This window comes from Microbacterium sp. EST19A, assembly GCF_019969685.1.
Classification (GTDB): Bacteria; Actinomycetota; Actinomycetes; order Actinomycetales; family Microbacteriaceae; genus Microbacterium.
On the sequence record NZ_JAHXYZ010000001.1, the window covers coordinates 1,588,221 to 1,608,265 of the forward strand.

The 20,045-nt window shown below is 69.0% G+C and carries 20 protein-coding genes; 6 read left to right on the top strand and 14 right to left on the bottom strand.

Annotated features, from left to right (window positions below; genetic code table 11):
• Positions 1-15: 15 nt before the first annotated feature.
• Positions 16-471: a VOC family protein gene (locus tag LC452_RS07825; protein ID WP_223623895.1), complete on the top strand. Its 456-nt coding sequence runs from the start codon at positions 16-18 to the stop codon at positions 469-471.
• Between the two features lie 144 nt (positions 472-615).
• Complete coding sequence (locus tag LC452_RS07830; RefSeq protein ID WP_223623897.1) at positions 616-1,797, top strand: MFS transporter; 1,182 nt, start codon at positions 616-618, stop codon at positions 1,795-1,797.
• A gap of 134 nt (positions 1,798-1,931) precedes the next feature.
• On the opposite strand, the gene LC452_RS07835 is transcribed toward LC452_RS07830, so the two are convergent.
• The 3 genes from LC452_RS07835 to LC452_RS07845 are packed head-to-tail and all read right to left on the bottom strand — an operon-like array spanning position 1,932 to position 4,625.
• The gene (locus LC452_RS07835) at positions 1,932-2,549 is read right to left on the bottom strand and encodes a hypothetical protein (protein WP_223623899.1); all 618 of its coding nucleotides are present in this window, start codon (positions 2,547-2,549) and stop codon (positions 1,932-1,934) included.
• On the bottom strand, positions 2,549-3,490 hold the full coding sequence (locus tag LC452_RS07840; protein ID WP_223623900.1) for a CPBP family intramembrane glutamic endopeptidase: 942 nt from the start codon (positions 3,488-3,490) through the stop codon (positions 2,549-2,551). The genes LC452_RS07835 and LC452_RS07840 overlap by 1 nt, the downstream gene beginning before the upstream one ends.
• Before the next feature lies 1 nt (position 3,491).
• Positions 3,492-4,625, bottom strand: coding sequence for a PrsW family intramembrane metalloprotease (locus LC452_RS07845; RefSeq protein ID WP_223623902.1), 1,134 nt, complete (start codon positions 4,623-4,625; stop codon positions 3,492-3,494).
• A 115-nt stretch (positions 4,626-4,740) separates the two neighbouring features.
• Between LC452_RS07845 and LC452_RS07850 the strand changes: the two genes are divergently transcribed.
• On the top strand, positions 4,741-5,469 hold the full coding sequence (locus LC452_RS07850; RefSeq protein ID WP_223623904.1) for a MerR family transcriptional regulator: 729 nt from the start codon (positions 4,741-4,743) through the stop codon (positions 5,467-5,469).
• A 38-nt stretch (positions 5,470-5,507) separates the two neighbouring features.
• Here LC452_RS07850 and LC452_RS07855 read toward each other — a convergent pair whose 3' ends face one another.
• The 9 genes from LC452_RS07855 to LC452_RS07895 form a co-directional block, all read right to left on the bottom strand.
• The gene (locus LC452_RS07855) at positions 5,508-6,236 is read right to left on the bottom strand and encodes an SGNH/GDSL hydrolase family protein (protein WP_223623906.1); all 729 of its coding nucleotides are present in this window, start codon (positions 6,234-6,236) and stop codon (positions 5,508-5,510) included.
• A complete protein-coding gene (locus LC452_RS07860; RefSeq protein WP_223623908.1) occupies positions 6,233-7,408 on the bottom strand; it encodes a DUF4185 domain-containing protein in 1,176 nt (391 codons plus the stop codon). The genes LC452_RS07855 and LC452_RS07860 overlap by 4 nt, the downstream gene beginning before the upstream one ends.
• Before the next feature lie 41 nt (positions 7,409-7,449).
• On the bottom strand, positions 7,450-9,570 hold the full coding sequence (locus tag LC452_RS07865) for a hypothetical protein (RefSeq protein ID WP_223623910.1): 2,121 nt from the start codon (positions 9,568-9,570) through the stop codon (positions 7,450-7,452).
• Between the two features lie 22 nt (positions 9,571-9,592).
• Positions 9,593-10,405 (bottom strand): carbohydrate ABC transporter permease, encoded by an 813-nt coding sequence (locus LC452_RS07870; RefSeq protein ID WP_223623912.1) that lies wholly within the window; start codon positions 10,403-10,405, stop codon positions 9,593-9,595.
• 2 nt (positions 10,406-10,407) lie between these two features.
• The gene (locus LC452_RS07875) at positions 10,408-11,283 is read right to left on the bottom strand and encodes a carbohydrate ABC transporter permease (RefSeq protein WP_223623913.1); all 876 of its coding nucleotides are present in this window, start codon (positions 11,281-11,283) and stop codon (positions 10,408-10,410) included.
• An 8-nt stretch (positions 11,284-11,291) separates the two neighbouring features.
• Entirely contained in the window at positions 11,292-12,560 is a 1,269-nt protein-coding gene (locus LC452_RS07880) for an ABC transporter substrate-binding protein (RefSeq protein ID WP_223623915.1), read from the bottom strand.
• Positions 12,561-12,597: 37 nt separating this feature from the next.
• Positions 12,598-14,436 (bottom strand): class I mannose-6-phosphate isomerase, encoded by a 1,839-nt coding sequence (locus LC452_RS07885; RefSeq protein ID WP_223623917.1) that lies wholly within the window; start codon positions 14,434-14,436, stop codon positions 12,598-12,600.
• Entirely contained in the window at positions 14,433-15,320 is an 888-nt protein-coding gene (locus LC452_RS07890) for an ROK family protein (protein ID WP_223623919.1), read from the bottom strand. Before LC452_RS07890 ends, LC452_RS07885 begins: the two co-directional genes overlap by 4 nt.
• A 218-nt stretch (positions 15,321-15,538) precedes the next feature.
• Positions 15,539-16,561 (bottom strand): LacI family DNA-binding transcriptional regulator, encoded by a 1,023-nt coding sequence (locus LC452_RS07895; RefSeq protein WP_223623921.1) that lies wholly within the window; start codon positions 16,559-16,561, stop codon positions 15,539-15,541.
• A gap of 219 nt (positions 16,562-16,780) precedes the next feature.
• On the opposite strand from LC452_RS07895, the gene LC452_RS07900 reads away from it, so the two are divergent.
• The 3 genes from LC452_RS07900 (at position 16,781) to LC452_RS07910 (ending at position 18,906) form a co-directional block, all read left to right on the top strand.
• Entirely contained in the window at positions 16,781-17,008 is a 228-nt protein-coding gene (locus LC452_RS07900) for a hypothetical protein (RefSeq protein WP_223623922.1), read from the top strand.
• Between the two features lie 84 nt (positions 17,009-17,092).
• On the top strand, positions 17,093-18,157 hold the full coding sequence (gnd, locus tag LC452_RS07905; protein ID WP_223623924.1) for a phosphogluconate dehydrogenase (NAD(+)-dependent, decarboxylating): 1,065 nt from the start codon (positions 17,093-17,095) through the stop codon (positions 18,155-18,157).
• Between the two features lie 8 nt (positions 18,158-18,165).
• Positions 18,166-18,906: a 3-keto-5-aminohexanoate cleavage protein gene (locus LC452_RS07910; RefSeq protein ID WP_223623926.1), complete on the top strand. Its 741-nt coding sequence runs from the start codon at positions 18,166-18,168 to the stop codon at positions 18,904-18,906.
• Between the two features lie 117 nt (positions 18,907-19,023).
• Here LC452_RS07910 and LC452_RS07915 read toward each other — a convergent pair whose 3' ends face one another.
• The gene (locus LC452_RS07915; RefSeq protein WP_223623928.1) at positions 19,024-19,500 is read right to left on the bottom strand and encodes a zinc-binding dehydrogenase; all 477 of its coding nucleotides are present in this window, start codon (positions 19,498-19,500) and stop codon (positions 19,024-19,026) included.
• A 53-nt stretch (positions 19,501-19,553) separates the two neighbouring features.
• Positions 19,554-19,943 (bottom strand): alcohol dehydrogenase catalytic domain-containing protein, encoded by a 390-nt coding sequence (locus LC452_RS07920; protein ID WP_223623930.1) that lies wholly within the window; start codon positions 19,941-19,943, stop codon positions 19,554-19,556.
• Positions 19,944-20,045 lie beyond the last annotated feature (102 nt).

Here is a 20,045-nt window from a genome sequence, read left to right on the forward strand (position 1 = left end):
ATCAGGGAGAACAGCATGACCACCACGACCACGCACCTCAACTTCCGCGGCACCGCTCGGCAGGCGCTCGCCTTCTACCAGTCCGTCTTCGGCGGCGAGGTCACGCTCGCCACCTACGGCGACTTCGGCATGCCCGCCGGCGTCCCGGGCGCCGACAAGGTCGTCTTCGGGCAGATCGCGAGTCCCGCCGGCATCCGTCTGATGGCGTACGACATCCCCGGAACGGACGAGTCAGATGCCGCCGCCACCGCCGGCACGACCCGACGCGAGAACGGCACGACGATCACGGATCGCACGTTCTTCCAGTCGCTGCAGGCGGAGTCGCTGGACGAGCTCACCGGATACTGGACCGGCCTCGCGGAGGGTGCCGAGATCGTCGAGCCGCTCGCGGCCTCGGCCTGGTCCGCCGGCTTCGGCATGCTGACCGACCGCTTCGGCGTGACCTGGGTCGTCGACGTGCAGGCCGCCTGAGCGCGGCGCTCCCGTGGCAGTTGTGGTGAGTCCGTGGCCGGATCACCCGCCACGACTGCCATCGGAGTATGCTAGTGCAATCTGTGGGTTGCATAACCCTCTGCCTTGTGCAACTCTGGAGTTGCACATAACGGAGGAGAGACCATGACCACCATGACCCGCACCCGCGTCCGCCCCACCGCCGTGCTGGCGGTGCTGTTCGCCGGAGCCTTCGTGATGGGCTGCGCCGAGATGCTCGTCGTCGGGATGATCGACCTCATCGCCGACGACCTGTCCGTGTCGATCGCAGCGGCCGGCGCGCTCGTGACGGCGAACGCGCTCGGCCTCGCGATCGGCGGGCCGCTGCTCACCTTCGCGACCACGCGCTTGGACCGTCGGCACGTGCTGCTGGCCACGGCATCCGTCTTCCTGGTCGCGAACCTGCTGCCCGCGCTCGTCGCCGACTACCCCGTGTTCCTCGTGGCCCGCGTCGTCATCGGCGCCGCGCAGGGACTGTTCATCGCCGCGGCCATGGTCACGGCGACGTCGATCGTGCCGCCCGAGCGCACCGGGCGTGCGATGTCGGTCGTGATCTCCGGCTTCGCGACCTCGAGCGCGCTCGGCCTTCCGCTGGGGACGCTGCTCGGTCAGGCCGTCGGCTGGCGCGGATCATTCGTCGCGGTGGTCATCGTCGCGGCGATCGTGCTGGTGCTGCTCGTCTTCGTGTTGCCGTCGGTGCCCACCGACGCCGGCAGCGGCGCCCTCGGCCAGGCGCGACATGCCTTCGCCCCGCGAGTGCTGGCGGTGCTGAGCGTGAGCTTCCTCACCTTCGCGGGCATGCTCGCCGCCATCACCTATCTGGTGCCGTTCCTCGACGAGGTGACCGGCCTGAGCGGACCGCTCGTCACCGTCTACCTGCTCGTCTACGGCGTCTCGACGACGGTCGGCTCCGCGCTCGGCGGGCGCTTCGCCGACGCCAACGCCTCGCGCATGCTGATCATCGGCGCGATCGGCGTGCTGCTCTCGCTCAGCGTCCTGCTCGCGTTCGGTGGGAATGCCTGGATCGCCGGTCTCGCCGTGCTCGGGATCGGGATGCTGGGCATGGGCACGGCTCCGTCGATCCAACACCGGGTCGTCAGCCTCGCCGGTCCCGGGGCTCCGCTCGCCGCGTCGCTGCCGGCATCCGCCGTGAACGTCGGCATCGCCTTCGGATCGTTCGCCGGGGGTCTCGCGCTCGACCGGAGCGGCCCTGGATTCGCGGTCTTCACCGGCATGGGCATCGCGGTCATCGCGATCGTCGTGGCGTGGGCCACGAGCTTCCTGAAGGCGCCCGCCCCGCGGGAGTGATCACGCCGGGCACCGAAGGGCAGCAGACGAAGGCGTGCACAACTCCGCAGAAGCACTGCGTATCCGGCCCGAATCAGGGTGTTTCGGACCCTCCGGCGCATGTTCTTGCGGAGTCGTGCACGCCCCAGCCGCGATCAGGCCAGGATCACCAGGAACTCGATGGCCTCGTAGACCGCTCCCGCGACCAGCACGACGAGAGCCGGCACGTACAGCCATGCGCTCTCGACGAGGCCGCGGATGTATCCCGCCCGCCGGGTCGCGAGGCCGTGCGCGCGGGGGTGAAGCCAGTACCGGGCGAGCAGCACGGACCCGAGCAGCACGAGGATGTAGCCCTGCAGCTCGAGCAGGAGGGTCGGGAGATGGGCCCCGAACACCACCCATCCGTCGGCATCCTGTGGTGCGTAGGTCAGGCCGAGCAGGAAGGCGAAAGCGATGTGCACGATGACACCCGCGCAGGGGATCAGCAGCGACGGGATGGTCGCCATGCCCAGCGCACCGAACACGAGCGTCGAGATCAGGATGACGCCCGCCAACACCGGGATGCTGCTCTCCGGAGCGCTTTCGACCTGGCCGCCCAGCGGACTCGTCGAGGCGAACGCCGTCATCGCGCCGAGACCCGCGTCGGCAAGGCGGGGGAAGGCCGCCCCCAGGACGAACGCCAGGAAGAGCGACCCGTAGATCACGACGTTCACCGCCGCGTAGGTGCGGACGTTCGCCCTGATGATCTCCCACGGACGGCGGATGACGATCATCAGGGCTGTCGCCCTTCAACCGCCGCTGCCGGCGTCAGGGCAGGCCCACGGCGTCGAGTGACGATCCACACCACGGCCCCCACGGCCAGCGTCACGACCGTCGGCAGGAGCATGACCGGGCCGGTGGAGCCGGCCGATCGGTCGAAGCTCGCACCGAAGTCATCGTGCAGAACGATGAGATAAATGAACGCGATCGTGTTGTTCACGGCGTGCGCGACGATCGAGACCTCGAGACCGCCGGTACGCCACGTGATCACGGCCCAGCTCACCCCGAGCGCGAGGTAGTACTGGATCAACCAGACATCCCCCGCGCCGTGCACCGCGGCGAAGGCGATGGCTGACACCACGATTCCGATGATCAAACGCATCACCGGGCCTCGACCCCAGGTCGCCGCGGCGCGGAAGACTACGCCGCGGAAGCCGAACTCCTCGGCGGCCGATTGCAGCGGCGCGACCACGATGGTGATCGCGACCATCAGCAGCAGGTCGACCCGCGACCATGTGCCCGTCGCGCGGTCGAGCGTGACGAAGACGAGGAGCACGGCGTAGATCGGGGCGAGGATCACCAGGGCGCGGCCGAGCACATCCATGCGGAGTCGGCCGACGACCGAGAAGAGCGAACGCATCGAGACTCCGAAGACCCAGCGCTGCACGAGCATGCTCCACGGGATGAGGAGCGCGACCCCTACCAGCCCGGACAGGTGCGAGATGGGGGTGAAGCCGACCTCGCCGGCTTTCAGGAGTCCGAGCGCATCGTTCGCGATCGCCCCGATCGTCTGCAGGACGATCCCGATGCCGAAGAGGCCGATGAGGATCAGGACGATGGCAAGGACGCCGCGCCACCAGGCCGGACGCGTCGCCGCGAGCACCTGCTGGTACTCGAGGCCGGCGGGGATCGCGGCCATCGATCCGCGGCGGGGAGGCTGTGTCGACGTGGCCATGTCACACTCCTCGTTCTGCGGCGATCAGCATCCGCTGCCGGACGATCTCGAGCTCGCTGCGCTGGGACTCCACGTCGCTCGGATCATCGTTCCGCTCCTGCATCAGCGCGAGAGCGCTGACCTCGGCCTGGTAGCGGCCGAGCAGTTTCGCGGCCGCCCTGCCTCGAGAGCGACGAAGATCGGCGCGCCATCGGCGACGTCGGCGCAGACTGTCCAGGCTCGATACCTCTTCGTGGGCGATCCGTCCTTCGTCGGCGAGCATCGGCAGTCGGCGTTCGATCGCCCGGCCTTCCCGGCGACGCAGCACGATCGCGAGTACGGTCATCGCGATCATCAGCGGCAGGATCGCGACACCGAAGAACTTGAAGACCGCGAATCCGTCGGAGGTGCTTCCGACGATGGCGGCCCAGTCGTAGACACCGTGCAGGACGAGTGCGACGACGAGCCCAGACGAGCCCACGAGCACGCGGGCGACGCCGGGCGGTCGACGGGTGGCGAGTGCGAGGGTGAGTCCGAAGAGCGCGACCCAGAACGGATGCAGGAACGGGGCCATGAAGCCGCGGACGGCGAAGGTGCCGATGAAGTTGATCATCACCTCGGGGTCGGTCGGAGCAGCCATGAACTTCACGAAGGCCTCTCCGAAGTAGTAGATGTTCTCGGAGAACGCGAAGCCCGCGCCGGCGAGTCCTCCGAACACGATGCCGTTCAGCAATCCGCGGATGCGGTGGCGGTGCACGCGGAACAGCCAGATCAGGAACAGCCCCTTCAGCACCTCTTCGGTGATCGGCGTCACGATGAGCGCGCTGGCCCACTTCTGGAAGGCCGGTCCGGCGAGAGCGGTCGCCACATTCTCGAACGTCGCCTGGAGGACGATCGCTCCGAGTCCGGCGAAGGATGCGCCCCAGACGAAGGCGGAGAACAACAAGGGGGGTCGTTCGCGTTCCCAGCGGTCGAGCCACAGGAAGGTGCCCCCGGTGAGGATGCCGAGGACAACCGCGGGTCCGAGGCCGAAGACGAAGCCCACGGGTCCGGTCTGCGAGAGGCTCCACGTGTTCGTCAGGATGAGGGCGAACAGGGCGGCCGGGGGCCAGACCCGGTTCCACGGAATCCTGCGCGGTGAATGAGGGGTGGTCATGTCTTCCTTCCGGCTCGCGCCAGCGGCAACGATGCGTCATAGAGTGTGTGCGACCAGCAGACACTGTGCCGCCGCGGCATACTCAAATCGGCTGCATCGGGAGGGGACGGCGATCATGGCCTGGAGCACGCGAGAACTCGCGGAACTCGGTGGCACGAGCCTGCGCGCGGTGCGCCACTATCACGAGCAGGGTCTGCTCGACGAGCCGGAGCGGCTGGCCAACGGGTACAAGGTCTACCGCACCCAACACCTCGTCCGGCTCGTACAGATCCGTCGGCTCAGCGCGCTGGGCCTCGCGCTCAAACAGATCGCCGCGATCAACGACGGGCCCCCGGAAGAGAACGAAGCGGCACTCGACATGGCCGATGGCGAACTCCGGGCGGCGATCGCGAGACTCGAGAAGGCTCGGGCTGAGCTTGCCGAATTCCGACGCCTGCTGGTGCCGGCCGACATGCCGCCGCGGCTGTCAGCGGCGGCGAACGCGGCCAAGATCTCTCCGCAGGATCGTGCGCTGTACGCCGTGCTCGCCCAGCTCTACGGCGAGGAGAGTGCGGAGTACTGGCAGCAGATCATGGAGGCGTCGGCGCGCGACGCGGTCGCGCACGAGTTCGACACGCTCACGGACGATGCGAGTGAGGCGACCCGCGAGCGGATCGCCGCGCACTTCGCCGAGCAGGCGTCGATGCTCGACGTCGAACTCGAGCACCCCGAATCGATGTCATCACCCGGACAGCGCCGATCGGCCGCGGCCGTCATCGATGTGCTCGTCGACGTCTACACGCCGGTCCAGCTCGATGTGCTGGAGCGCATGTGGCGGCAGCTCGGCGCCACACCCGCCGAGTAGATCATGCGGGGTGGTGGTTCACGGGAGTGATGGAGTGATCACGCCGGGGGCCAGGACGGATGCCGCGCCACCGCGACCTGCGCGGCCAAAGCCGTGAGCACCCGGGACCCGGGGGCGTCGAGACCCAGCCCCTCGGCCAGGCCGAGTGCCAGCAGCGCGTGACCTGCGGCACTCGGGTGAAAGGCATCATCGAGCAGGCCCCACGGCATCCGCTCGTTCCCCGGTCCGGTCCCGACCGAGAACTCCTCGAAGCGCGCGTGCTGATCGACCAGGATCACGTCCTCCCGCTCGGCCACCTCGCGGATCGCCTGCGCGAACTCGCCGATCCGGGCTCGATCCGGCGCGTGCAGCAGGTCGACGGTCGGCGGGGTCTGCAGCACGGGGATCGCCCCGACTGCTCGCACGCGCCGCACGAAGTCCGCGATCGACGCGGCGAACGCCGCCACCTCGATCGGAGGGTCGAGCCACTCGGTCGTGCAGTCGTTCGTGCCGATCATGAGAGTGACGACGTCCGGCCGCCAGGCGCCCACCCGACGCTCGAAGTCGCCCAGGATCAGATCGGCCCGCCAGCCCGTGACGGCCGTGTTGATCACGGCGTCTTGCACGCGCCCCAGGTCGCCGCGGATCAGCTCGTGCAGGTGGTCGACGTGGTTCCGGGCGCCGCGGGTGTGGATGAGTCCGTGCGTGATCGAGTCGCCCGTCAGCACCCACGTGACGGGCGCGCCGGAGGCCAGCAGGCCGTGCAACCGTGCGCGGTCGTCGGTCACCGCCCCACCGTCAGCTGCACGTCGATGAACCGCGGACGGTAGATCGACGCGTCGTCGTAGACATCGCCGACGTTGTCGAAGGTGTTCACGTTGTACGACAGCACGATCCGGTTGCCCTGACGCAGATTCGGGTGCTCGTGGGCGTTGTACGTGAAGACATCCGCATCGCCGTACGAGCCCGCGGCACCCGTCTCAGGTGTGCGGTACAGCTCGACCGGGTCGGTGAACGGACCCGTCGGCGAGCACGAGGTGCGCGCGACGATGCGGGTGCTGAACAACTCCGAGGTGTCCTGCGTCACCAGCAGATAGCCGTCCTTGAATTCGGAGACGCTGAACTCGTTCGCGACGTACGGCACGACGGGCACGGCATCCGCTTCCGCCGCCGACCATCCGGAGCCGTTCCAGAACGTCCAGGCACCGGCGATCCCGTCGCGTCCCTCGGCCTTCGCGACATATCCGGAGCGCACGCCGCCCGGGTCGGCGACGCCGTAGATGTAGGTCGTGCGGCCTTCCTCGAGCGTCCACGAGCCCCAGTTGATGCCGGTCGCCGAGGGCGAATCGGTGATGGACTCGAGCTGGAGGGTGTCGCCGTCGAGAGTGGCGAGGCGGTTCGCCACCCACTGGAAGTCGAAGCTGCCCGTGCCGGTGCGCTCGAACTGCAGCAGCGGCACCTGCACGTCGCCGTGCTTCGCGGGCGTCGGGTCGCCGATCCAGTACCAGGAGCCGTCGGCCTCGGGCGGGATGATGCCGGCCGGAGCCTCGGGCGTGCCGCCGGTGATCGTCGTCAGTCCACCGCGGCGATCCTGCACGACCACGGAGTTGTTCACGAACGGCGAGTCGGTCGGACGCGATCCGTCGGGGTTGACCGTGCCGAGGAACGTGTCCGAGAAGAACCAACCGGTCTTCCCCGTGCCGAGCGGCAGCGAGTAGGTGCTGTCGCCGCCCGTCCACGCGCCGCCCGTGTTGCCGTAGGTGGTGAACGTGTCGGTCAGGCCCTGATCGACGGATGCCGTCGCCGTGAGCGTCTTGTCGACGAGCGAGCATTGTCCGGGGCCGTGCCCGCCGCCGTGTCCGCCGCCCATGGGGACGGATGCTGTCGCCGGCGCGGCAGCGAGGAGGGCGGCAGCCACTCCGGCGGCGCCCAGCCCTGCGGTGATTGTCCTTCTTCTCATGTCGATCACTCCTTCGTGTTCGTGTGTCGGGCGTCTCGTCTTCAGTGGCCGGGGGTCGGGGAGACCCTTCCGGATGCGTCGATGTCGTACATCCCCTCGCCGACGCGCAGGCCGCGCAGGCGGGCGTGGGGGTCGATCGCCGCGACGCAGCCGGCCGCGCGGATCTCACCGTCGGCCGCGACGTGGACACCGAACAGCGCCTCGATCACGAGCTCGACCCAGGCACCAGACGACGAGCACGACCAGTCGATGATGTACGGCAGCTGCGGCGGGGCCTTGCGCGCGCCGCCGTTGATACCGGGCACGGCCTCCTCGACGAAGTGCGCCTGCCCCATCGGGCCCTGATTGGCGGTGCGGGAGAGGCCCTCGATCCAGTTCGTGAGCACCTCCGGGGCGCCGAGGGCGGCCAGCGCCCGCCCGGCATCCGCGGGCCAGGCGGGGTAGGCGCCGTTCCACTGGTGGTCGGGACGCGGACTGTAGCTGGCGTCGGGATCCCACGGCGAGAGCGCCCGCATCCAGTTCTCGGTCTGCAGTTCGCGTTGGAAGAAGTCGACCATCTCGGCGCGGATGCCGGGGGCGAGGTCGTCGGCGATCGTCGTGCCGACGACGCTGAAGTCGTAGCAGTGCCGCACCGGCAGCAGCGTGCCGTCGGGCTGCCCCGCCGCGAAGATCCCCTGGCCGGGAAGGTAGCGCTCGATGACCGCGGGGAGCAGCGCATCGGCCTCGGCGCGCAGTGCCGCGCCCGCATCCGCGTCGCCCTGCAGTTCGGCGAGCGATGCGACCGTGCGCATGCTCCACACGTTCGCGGCGTTCAGGCTCGCCACCTCGTGCGTGTAGGAGCTCACGCACTCGAGCAGGTTGTCGATCTCGCCGTAGTCCGCGAGGGTGGTGCCTCGGCTTAACTTCTTCCAGGCCAGCGCCCACTGCCGCACCGATTCGGCGACAGTGTGATCGCCGACGATCTCGTCGAGGAACGCGGTGTCTCCGGTGAAGCGCACATAGTCGTGCACGAGCCGCGTCATCGCGTAGTCGTTGACCGAGTACCAGCGGCCGACCGGGCCGCCGGTGAGCGACGACGTGCCGAAGTGCGAGTGGATGTCGAGGGAGATCCAGTGCCGTACCTGGTTGCGCATCTCGGCCGGGTCGAGCAGGGCGTGGCTGACCGAGCTGAGGCTGTAGTCCCAGATGAACGTGGTCGTGCCCCAGTAGTTCGGCATGAGGGTGTCGTAGGACCGGCCGAGCACGTTCCCGGCGAAGTCGCGACGGAACCAGATCACGCCGAGCACCGCCCACCAGTACAGGCGACGCAACGGCGCGGATGCCGTCTCGAGGACAGGCAGCGACCCGGAGAACTCGCCGTCGTCGGGGTCGAAGGCGGCACGCAGCTGACGGTTCCAGAACTCCTCCGCCGCAGCGACGGCACCCGACACGTCGCCGGTCACGAGGTCGTAGGTGCGCGTCGCGTCGTCGGAGGAGATCCCGACGGCCTGCACATACGCGGTCCGTGCGGTCCCACCGGCCGGCACTGCCAGCGTGACGCTCAGTTCACCGCCGCGGCCGTTCCCGCCGATCCCGGTCTCGAACTCCTCGGGAAGCGATGCCACTCCGCTCAGCACCGCCGAGCCGCCGATCATCCCCTGCACGCTCCACGCCCCGGCATCCGCCGACGAGAACACGAGGCGCTCGCCGTCGACGGTCGCGGTGTCGCTCTCCGACGGCGACTCGGCGTCGAGCCAGGACTCCTTCGAGCGTGTGACACGCGCCGCTGCCGACAGCGAGAGCCGCACGTCCCGATCCGACGTCCCGGTGTTGCGGACGGCGATGTCGATCGCCACCGCGGTCTTCCCCGGCACGCACACCGTGGTGCTCTCGATCTCCAGGTCGCCCACGGTCGCGCGACGCACCACCCGGTCGGCACGCCATTCGTGGGTGACGGGCACGCCGTACGACGCGAACAGCCTCCCGTCGACGAACAGCACCGCGGTCTGGGTGAGCCCCTGCGACACCGGCGGGAACTGCACGGCGCTCACCGCGGTCAGGTCGTGGTCGACCCGCACGGTCCCGAACATGTTGGTGAGGCCGGTGGGCGCGATCATGTCGTCGTAGTGGTGGGTCACCGCATCGGCGGCGAGGTCATCGACGGTGGGGATGAGGGGATGCATGATGCCTTCCAGAGCGAGAGAGTCAGTACTGTCCGAGCGCGAGGCCCTTGGCGAAGAACCGCTGGGTGCAGAGGAACAGGATCACGGTGGGCAGCGAGACGAGCACGGCCGCCGCGAGCACGACCGACATCTGCGCGCCGCCGTAGGTGCTCTGCGTGCCCGACAGCGTCGTGATGATCGGGCGGATGTCGTCGGACTGGCTGAGCGTGAGGCCGAGCAGCAGGTCGTTCCACACGAACGTGGCCTGCAGGATGAAGATCGCGACCAGCGCGCTCGACGCCATCGGCAGGTACAGGCGCGTGAAGATGCGCCAGGTGGTCGCGCCGTCGAGCACCGCCGCCTCGAACACGTTGTGCGCGACCCCGGTGAAGAAGTTGCGCATCACGAACGCCGAGAAGGGGATCGAGATCACGGTGTAGATGATCACCATGCCGACACGGGTGTCGAACAGTCCGATGCGCGAGTAGGCGTCGAACAGCGGCAGCAGCACCATCTGCAGGGGGAACACCGTGCCGCCGAAGATGACGACGAACCACAGGAACCCGCGCTTCAGCCGCAGGGCGACGATCGCGAAGCCGGCGGCCGCGCCCACGAGCACGGCGATGATCGGCGAGACGATCGAGTAGATCAGGGTGCTGAGGATGCTGTTGCCGAGGCCCGACAGCGTGAAGGCGTCGGCGAAGTTCTCGAACAGGTGGAAGTCGGTGGGGATCCACGACTCCTTCGACGTGAACGTCGTCGGGTCCTTCATCGCGTTGACGACGAGGAGGTACGCGGGCAGCAGCCAGATGAGGCCGAGGACGACGAGGACGGCCGTCCTGATGGCTTTCGACATGCTCACATCTCCTTCTTCGGCGAGAGCTGCTGGCGCAGATACAGGACCGAGGCGACGAGGGTGATGACGGTGAGGAACACCGCGATCGCCGAACCGAGACCGTAGTCGCTGTTCACGAAGGTCTCCTTGTACATGGTCAGCGCGAGGGTCTCCGAGACGGTGCCGGGGCCGCCCTTCGTCATGCCCCAGACGATGTCGAAGGTCTTCAGGCTCGCGACGATCGAGAGGCCGACGACGACCGCGGTGAGCGGACGCAGCATCGGCCACAGGATGCTGGTGAAGAGGCGGATGCCGCCGGCGCCGTCGATGCGCGCGGCCTCGAGCGGCTCCTTCGGGATCGCCTGCAGGCCGATCGTGAACAGCAGCGCGTTCACGCCGACGCCCTGCCACGACGAGGCGATGATCATGACGATCGTGTTGAGCGGAGCATCCAGCAGCCACCGCGGCGGATCGACGACGCCGAACACCGCGAGCGCCTGGTCGAGCGCACCGCCGGACGACAGGATGAACGACCACACCACGCCCACGCCGATGCCGGACAGGGCGTAGGGGATGAGGAAGGGAAGGCGCAGCCAGATGCCGCCGCGGAGGTTCCAGGTCAGGAGCGCGATCGTGAGACCGATGCCCACCGGGATGATCAGCGTGCCGACGACCCACAGCACGGTGTTCAGCGCGGACCCGACGAAGTCGCCGTCGGTGAACATCTCGACGTAGTTGTCGAGGCCGATCCAATCGGGGCTTCCCAGACCGTTGTATTCCGTGAAGCTGAGGAACACCGTCCACAGCAGCGGCAGGTAGAGCAGGATCGCGACCAGGAACACGCCCGGGGCGATGAAGCCCCGGGCGGACCACTGGTACGGCGTCTTCTGGTGCGCCATCGGCGTGACTACTCCTGCTCTGCCCAGTACTTGTCAGCCGTGGCCTGGATCTTCTCGAGGTACGGCATCGGGTCGCCGGGGTTGGCGTTGAAGGCACCGAACTGCTCGATCGCGGTGGTCACGATCTCGGTCGGCATGGCCTCGAAGAACCGGTCGTAGAGCGAGTATCCGTCGCCCGCGATCTGCTCGCCGATCTCGGCCAGTGCCGGGTCGGACACCGTGGCCTTCGGGTTGAACGCGACGTCGCCGTGCGCATCGTTCCAGGCGGTCTGCGCGTCGGGCGACATCCACCACTCGGCGTAGGCGAGACCGAGGTCGCGCTGCTTCGAGTTCTCGGCGGTGCAGAGCGGACCCGATTCGACGGCCACCGGGGTGGTCTCGAGGTCGCTGTTCACCGCGGGGATCGCGAACATGCCGTAGTCGTCGGTGGTCATCCCGGCGCCCGCGAGGTTGCCCGCGAAGAACGTGCCGAAGTTGATCATCGCGTAGTCGCCCTGCTTCAGGCCGACCGCGGGGTCGGTCGTGCTGCCCGCGTCGCTGAACCAGCCGTCCTCGTGCTCGTCGCGCCAGACGTTCATGATGTCGACGATCTCGGGGTCGGTGTACTTCACCTCGCCGGTGGTGAGGCCCTCGTAGAGGTCGGGGTCGGTCGAGGCGACCAGGTGCTCGAACCACTGGAAGGTGAACAGCACGCTGGTCTGGTAGTACGGCGTGACTCCGGCGCCCTTGAGCGTCTCGGCCGCGGTGTTCAGCTCATCCCAGGTGGTCGGGACCTCGACGCCGTTGTCGGCGAAGGCGGCCTTGTTGTAGAACATGATCCAGTAGGCGATGTTCATCGGCACGCAGTACTGCTTGTCGTCGTACGTGTAGCTGTCGCGCAGGTCCTCGCTCACCCAGCCCTCGTCGACGGCCTTCTTCCAGATGTCGGTGGTCTCGGCGACCAGGCCCTCGTCGACGAGCTCCTTGAGCGATTCGCCGGTGTGCCAGGTGAAGAGGCCGGGAGACTTGGCCGTGCGGAACGACTGCTTGATGAAGGCGTCGTACTGGTTGGCGTCCGAATAGCCGGTCGTCTTCAGCGTGATGTCGGCCGCCTCGCCGCTCGTGTCGTTGAGCGACTCGAAGTCAGGCTTCCACGCCGCTTTGTCGGTGTAGAAGTCGAGGGTGCCGGTGACCTCGCCGGAACCGGCATCCCCTCCCCCTCCCGAGCAGCCGGCGAGAGCGAGCCCGCCGATGATCAGGCCGGCCACGCTGGCGGCGATCTTGCTTCGCGCGTTCATGCAGAACTCCTTCGTTCGTTCGGTTGCTGTGTGCTGTTCAGTTGTCGCTCGTGCGCGAGCCGCGCACGTACGCCTTGACGGTCGCGAAGCGGGCGCTGCGCGAGTACTCGGTGCGCTCGATCCGGTATGCGCCCACGGCGGCCGGCACGATGAACGTCTCGGCGTAGTGGACGATGAACGGGTCGAAAGCGCCGGTCGGGCTGATCACGCGCACCTCGTCGCCCTCGACCAGGTTGAGCACGTTGACCGTGCCATCGGTGTCGTGGTCGGCGCCCTGCGCGAACCAGTGGCGGCGCACCTCGATGAACTCGAGCTCGTGCAGCCCGGTGCTCTCCTCGGTCACGTCGTCGTGGGTGGCGATGGTCTCGACCTGGCCGACGAGGTTGTCGGTGACCCAGGCGGTGTCGCGGTCCCACTGGATGTTGCGCGTGCCGTGGTCGAGGTGCACCGGACGCGGGATGCCGTCGAGGCCGACGCGGCCCCAGTCCCAGAGCTTGAAGGTGAAGATGAACGGCGTCGCCGAGATCTCCAGCACCATCGAGTTCGCGCCCGAGCAGTGCACGGTGCCGGCGGGGATCGCGAAGTGGTCGTGCTTCTTCGCGGGGAACGCGTTCACGTACTTCTCGGCGGGGAACGGATGCTCGCCGTCCTGCGCCGTCGCCAGATCCTGCAGCATCTCGGAGCGGTCGATGCCCTCCTTGGTGCCGAGGTACACGACCGCGTCATCGCCGACGTCGAGCATGTAGTAGCTCTCGTCCTGGGTGTAATGCATGCCGAACGTGTTCTGGATGTAGTCGGTCAGCGGGTGCACCTGCAGGCTGAGGTTGCCGCCATCCATCGTGTCGAGGAAGTCGAAGCGGATCGGGAACTCGGCCCCGAACCGCGCGAAGGTCTTCGCGCCGAGCAGGTCGACCGGGCGGCTGAACACGAGGTCGAGCGCCGGGATCTCGATGACCCCGCCGTCGCCCTCGAGCAGGAGCGAGTTCTCCTCGGGCACGCAGTCGAAGCACCAGGCGTAGTTGTCCTTCGACGGGTCGAGGCCGATGAGATTCTTCATCCACTGGCCGCCCCACACGCCGGGGTCGAAGAACGGCACGACCCTCAGGGGCCGGGTCGCGGCATCCTTCAGCGTCTGGCGGAACGCGGTGCCCGAGATCATGCCGGCATCCGGAGAGTCGGCGTGCGGTTCGGCGGGCGCGATGGCGTTGCCGTCGAGCACGAAGTCGAGGGTGTCGAAGAGGCCGCGCTTGTGGCGGTCGGCGACACGCCACTCGACGAAGAAGCCCCGCTTGTACTTGCGGAGGTTGTCTTCGCCGGGGTTCGCGGCACGCCAGTTGGTGGCGCCCTTGCGCTGGCGCAGCTGGATCTCCCAGCGCGCCATGTCGACCAGGACGGATGCCGCGGGCCCGTCGAGCAGCGGCTCGAGCAGGGCGGCGCCCCAGCCGATCACGACGGTCGGCTCGGTGGTGATGTCGCGGGCGAGAGCCTCGAGCCTCTCGGCGTCGTAGAAGTCGGCGAGGGCGAAGTGGCTCATCACGCCGAAGACGCGATCGTCGGTGAGGTTCGGGGCGATCAGCTGCTCGACCTCGGCCTCCGGGCGGGCGGCCGTCTCGACGTCGACGACGGTCCAGTCCGGCAGGGCGGCGCGCACCTTCGCGGTGAGAGCGGGGATGTCGACGCCCGGATACGTGTCGACGATCAGCACCGGTGCGGTGCCCGTGGCGCGAGCGCGCACCTCGGCGACCTCGGCGGCCTCGAGCCAGCCCTCGGCGCCGCGGAGGATCCGTTCGCCCTCGGGCAGGGCGATCGTGGGCTGCGTGTCGTAGCGACCTCGGGTGGTGTGCCCTTCGTGCATGTCGCTGATCGGGGTGGTCACTGATCCTCCTGGGAGTGAGTGGCGGGGGACGGAGTCGTGCGGGCCAGGACGCTCAGGCCGCGGGCGACGGCGAGCTCGGGCTCGGGCGGGACGACGAAGCGCGGTGCCGTCATCGACGGCCACAGGTGCGCGCCGACGTAGGTCTCGATCGGCTCGCGGACCGCGGCTCCCGCGCGCAGGATGCCGCCCGAGAGGATCACGACCGCCGGATCGTAGGAGTGCACGAGGGTGGTGACGACGGCGCCCCACACGTGCAGGAAGCCGTCCCGGACGTCGGCGTGCGCGTCGCTCGCGAAGATGTCGCTCATCTTCACGTCGCCCGCTTCGCGGAGGGTGCGGCTGCTCGCGAGGGCCTCGCCGCATCCGATGTTCCCGCACGGGCACACCGGCCCGTCGATGTCGATGGTCACGTGTCCGCCGAGGATGCCGGCGTGCCCGGTGCGTCCGCGCAGCGGGATGCCGTTGATCAAGGCGGCCGTGCCGATGCCGGTGCCGAGGGTGACGAGCACGGCGTCGCGCTCCCCGGCGGCGCTTCCGGTCGAGGTCTCGCCGACGAGGGCGGCGCGGGCGTCGTTCTCGACGACGGCCGAGAGTTCGAACTCTCGGAGCGACCAGCCGTTCAGGTCGAAGTCGCGCAGGAAGTCGTACTTGGCGTTGGCGTGCAGCATCCGTCCGGTGGCGGGATCGACGACTCCGGGGACCGCGATGCCGACGGCATCCGCTCCTCTGGCGGTCTCGGCGAGAAGCCGACGGGCTTCGACGGCAGCGGCGGCCAGATCGGCCGCGCCGCCCTCAACCGGGATCCTGCCCGAGGCGAGGACGCGCGCATCGTCGATGACGGCGAGCTTGATCTCGGTGCCCCCGAAATCGATGCACAGCTCCATCGGTGTCCTCCTCGTTGAATGTTGGTAACGTTATCAATGAGGTCGCGCGAGTGTCAACACCCTTCTCGGGGCGAGTCCCGTCGCGGGTTCCGGGCGCTTCGCGAGGGGATGCGCGCTTCCAGAGGACGGATGCTGCGACGCCATCCTCTGCAGGTGCACAAGTCCTTCCGAGGCGCACGCCGCACGGGCCGACCAGGCGGCTGAGCGGCGCTGGAGCCTCAGCGCACGCCGCGCAACGCGACCGGCAGCTCGATCTCGCGCACCGGGGCGTCGCGCTCGCCGCCGTCGAGCCGATCGAGCAGCAGCCGCGCGGCCGTGCGTCCGAGCTCGCGCGGGTCGTGGTCGATCACGCTGATGGGCACGGGGGAGAGCTCGGCGAGCTCGAAGTCGTCGAAGCTCATCAGCTCGGGGAACTCCGCGGCCGCGCGCAGCCCGGTGCCGATCTGGTGGCTGATCTCCTTGAGCGCGCCGATCGCGTTGCGGTTGTTGGCGCAGAAGATCGCGGTGGGCGGGTTCTTGACGCGCAGCAGGGCACGCGTGGCCTCGCGGGCCTGGTCGACGGTCTGCTGGTTCGCCGAGACGAGGCGCGGGTCCTCGGTCAGGCCGCGCCCCTCGAGCGCCCGCACGTACCCCGCGTGACGACGGGCGCCGGTGAAGATCGAGAGCGTGTTGCCGAGGTAGCCGATGCGGGTGTGGCCGCGGTCGATCAAGGCGGTCGTGCCGCGGAAGGCGCCGTCGATGTCGTCGAGCACCACGCTGTCGGCCTCGAGTCCGTCGATGCGGCGCGAGGCGAGAACGACGGGAACGCCCTGGCTCTGCGAACTCGCGAGATGAGCGGATGCCGAGCCGGCCGGCACCACGATCAGCCCGTCGACCCGCCGGCCGAGGAAGTCGCCGACGAGGTCGGCTTCGCGCGTGACGTCTTCCGACGTGTTGCCGAGCAGGATGCGGCGGCCGGTGAGCGCGGCCTCCTCCTCGACGCCGAGCGCGAAGGTGCTGTAGTACGGGTTGGCGATGTTGGTGATCGCGACGCCGATGAGTCCGCTGCTGTGACCCGGACGGATGCTGCGCGCGTTCTCGTTGCGGTGGTAGCCGAGCTCGGCCACGGCGTCGAGCACGCGCTGCTGCACGTCGGGCTTGACGTTGAGGCCGCCCGAGAGCGTGCGCGACACGGTCATGGGGCTGACGCCGGCGCGCAGTGCGACCTCTTTGACGGTGGGGCGGCGTGTGCGTTCGCCCATGCCCTGCCCTCCGCCCTGTGCTGCCGCAGTCCCGCCTGCCTGGTCCTGCGTGCGATCCAAGGGAACGTTACCAGCGCCCCGCAGAATACTGGAGGTGTGGACGGTTCGAGCGTCACGTCGCCGCCGGCGCCCGCCGCCGCCGCCATGACGTGTCAAGGGCCTCCTCCCTCCTCGTCCGCCTCGCCTAGAAAGGGGCGCAGACAGGAAGGGATCACCCGCATGGCTGCAGGCGACATCGAGACATTCCACCGCGACGGCATCTGGTTCAACCGCATCGAAGGCGAATCGCACACGCTCGGCGACGGCTTCGAGAGCGAGGCGGAAGCCGTGAAGGTCGGGCGCGGGGCTGCCGTCGCACGGCAGGTGCAGCACACCGTGCGATCGGAGGAGGGGCCGTCCGCGGATGCGCCGGGCGAAGAACCGCACCCTCGCGACCTGTACCAGTGAGGAACGAGACACCTCGGAGGCGTAGCATCGGCCCCAGGTGCGCGCATCACGCGCATCGTCGCGAACACTTCCGGAGGGAATGCAATGCAACTGGCGATGGTCGGACTCGGACGAATGGGTGCGAACATCGTTCGCCGGTTGATGCGCGCAGGTCACGAGTGCGTGGTCTATGACGTGAACGCGGATGCCGTGCAGGCACTGGTCGCCGAGGGCGCCGTGGGCGCGGACAGCATCCTGGATCTGGTGTCGAAGCTCGAGGTGCCGCGCGCCGTCTGGATGATGGTGCCCGCATCGCTCACCGGACAGGTCGCCGACGAGGTCGCCGCGGCTCTCGAATCCGGCGACGCGCTCATCGACGGCGGCAACTCGAACTACCGCGACGACGTGCGCCGCGCAGCGGTGTTCCGCGAGAAGGGCATCGACTACCTCGATGTGGGCACGAGCGGCGGCGTCTTCGGCCTCGAGCGCGGGTACTGCCTCATGGTGGGTGGACCGGATGCCGCGGTGCAGCGCCTCGAGCCGATCTTCCGCACCATCGCTCCCGGTGCCGGCGAGATCGAGCGGACCCCGGGCCGCACCGGGGATTTCGCGCCGGAGGAGCTGGGCTTCCTGCACTGCGGTCCCTCGGGTGCCGGTCACTTCGTCAAGATGGTCCACAACGGCATCGAGTACGGCATCATGGCCGCGCTCGCCGAGGGCCTCAACCTGCTCGACAATGCGGACGCCGGGATCCGCGAGGCTGAGCATTCCGCCGAGATCGCGCCGCTCGAAGAGCCGGAGTTCTACCAGTTCCCGATCGACACCGCGAAGGTCACCGAGCTGTGGCGCCGCGGCTCCGTGGTCTCGTCGTGGCTCCTCGACCTCACGGCCGCGGCCCTGAACGAGAACCCGAAACTCGACGGCCTGGCCGGCCGCGTCTCCGACTCGGGCGAGGGACGCTGGACGGTGAAGGCCGCGGTCGATGTCGGCGTTCCGGTGCCCGTGCTCGCGGCATCCCTCTTCGAACGCTTCGCGTCGCGCGGTGAGGACCACTTCGCGAACCAGGTGCTGTCGGCCATGCGGCTGCAGTTCGGCGGGCACCAGGAGCTTCCGGCCGGCGACGTGCTCGAGGCGGGAAGCCGACGCGCGGAGTCGGGTTCCGGCAGCTGACGAAGCGCGTGACGAACGTGCTGCTGCAGGTGTGCGTCAACGGCGCCAGGGACATCGCGGAGCATCCGTGGCTGGTCGCCGATCCGGCCGTCGTCGCGGAGGACGCGGCGAGGTCTGTCGCCGCCGGAGCGCAGGCGATCCACGTCCACCCGAAGGATGCCGCGGGCAAGGACAGCCTCGACGGCGATGACGTCGCGCGATGGCTGCGTGCGGTGCGAGCCGCATGCCCCGACGTGCCGGTCGGCGTGACGACCGGGGCCTGGGCCGAGCCCGATGTCGAACAGCGTCTCGCGGCGATCGCGGGGTGGACGGAGCTTCCGGACTTCGCCTCGGTGAACTGGCACGAGGCGGGAGCCGACGCGGTCGCCGCCCTGCTGCAGGGCCGGGGCATCGGCGTCGAGGCGGGGATCTGGGATCCCGGCGGCCTCGAGGTCTGGCGGGTTTCCCCGGTGCGGGGCGACTGCCTGCGCGTGCTGGTCGAGCTGCCCGACGAGGCGGCGGAGGTCGTGCGCGACCACGCCGAGGGCCTCATCGCGCACGTGCTGCTCGAGGAGCCGGGCATGCCGATCCTGCTGCACGGCGAGGAGGGTTCGGCCTGGCCCGCGTTCGACCTCGCCGTCGAACTCGGGCATGACACCCGGATCGGCCTCGAGGATGTGCTGACCCTGCCCGACGGGATGCCGGCCTCGACGAACGCGGCGATGGTGCGCGTCGCGGTGGGACGGATGCAGGGGCACGACGTCGGATAGACCGCCCGGTTCGCGGTGACGAATCACGGAGGTCGTGACGAATCGCGGAGACTTTTCCACGAATGTGTCCGTGATTCGTCATCGTCTCCGCGAATCGTCACGGGTTCTGACTCGGAATTACGCGTCCTCCGCGACTCCGACGATCATCCTGCCCTTGCCGTTCCCGCGGCGGGTGAAGGCCGTGGCGGCATCCTCCAGTGACACGACGCCGCCGATCTGCGGGGTGAGACGGCCGTCGCGCACGAGGCGGGCGAGCTCCGCCAGCTGATACCGGTCGGGCTCGACGACGAAGAACACGGCGCGCACGCCGGACGGTGCTTCGGCGAGCGGCTCGGCGATCGTCACGAGGGTGCCGCCGGGGCGGACGAGCGCCACCGAATCGGTCAGCACCTGGCCGCCGAGGACGTCGAACACCAGGTCCGCCTGGTTCTCGTCGCCGCGCCACTCGGACTCGAGGTCGACGAACCGGTGCGCGCCGAGACGGAGCACGTCGTCGCGGTGGTGCGACCGACCGGTCCCGATCACGACGGCACCGGCATCCCTCGCGATCTGCACCGCGAAAGCGCCGACCCCGCCCGCCGCGCCGTGGATCATGACCGTCTGGCCCGCGCGGACTCCGCCGTGCTCGACCAGGCCCTGCCAGGCCGTCAGGCCCGAGATGGGCAGGCTGGCCGCGTCGAGGTGATGTCGGCGGGGAGCGGAGCGAGGTTGCGCGCCTCGACGGCGACGAACTCGGCGAGCGATCCGTCGCGGGCCCAGTCGGTCAGGCCGAACACCCGCTGGCCGATCGTGAGACCCGTCGTGCCGTACCCGAGGTCGACGACCACGCCGGAGACCTCGTGGCCGGGGATGCTGGGGGTGCGATCGCGTCCGGCGCGATCTGTCCAGGTCGCGGGCCAGTCGAGTTCGCCGGGTGTGAAGCCGGCCGCGTGCACACGCACGACGACGTCGTTCTCGGCCGCGTGCGGGTACGGGCGCTCGGCGAGTCGGAGTCCGCCGACCCCTGCTTCTCTGTCCTGGACGGTGATGGCGCGCATGTCGCTCCTTCGTAGGGTTTCCTCTCCTACGATCATCCGCTTCGACGCTCGATCGCGCAGCCGGATTCCCGCCACGAAACCGGAGATTCCGGACGTGCTGTG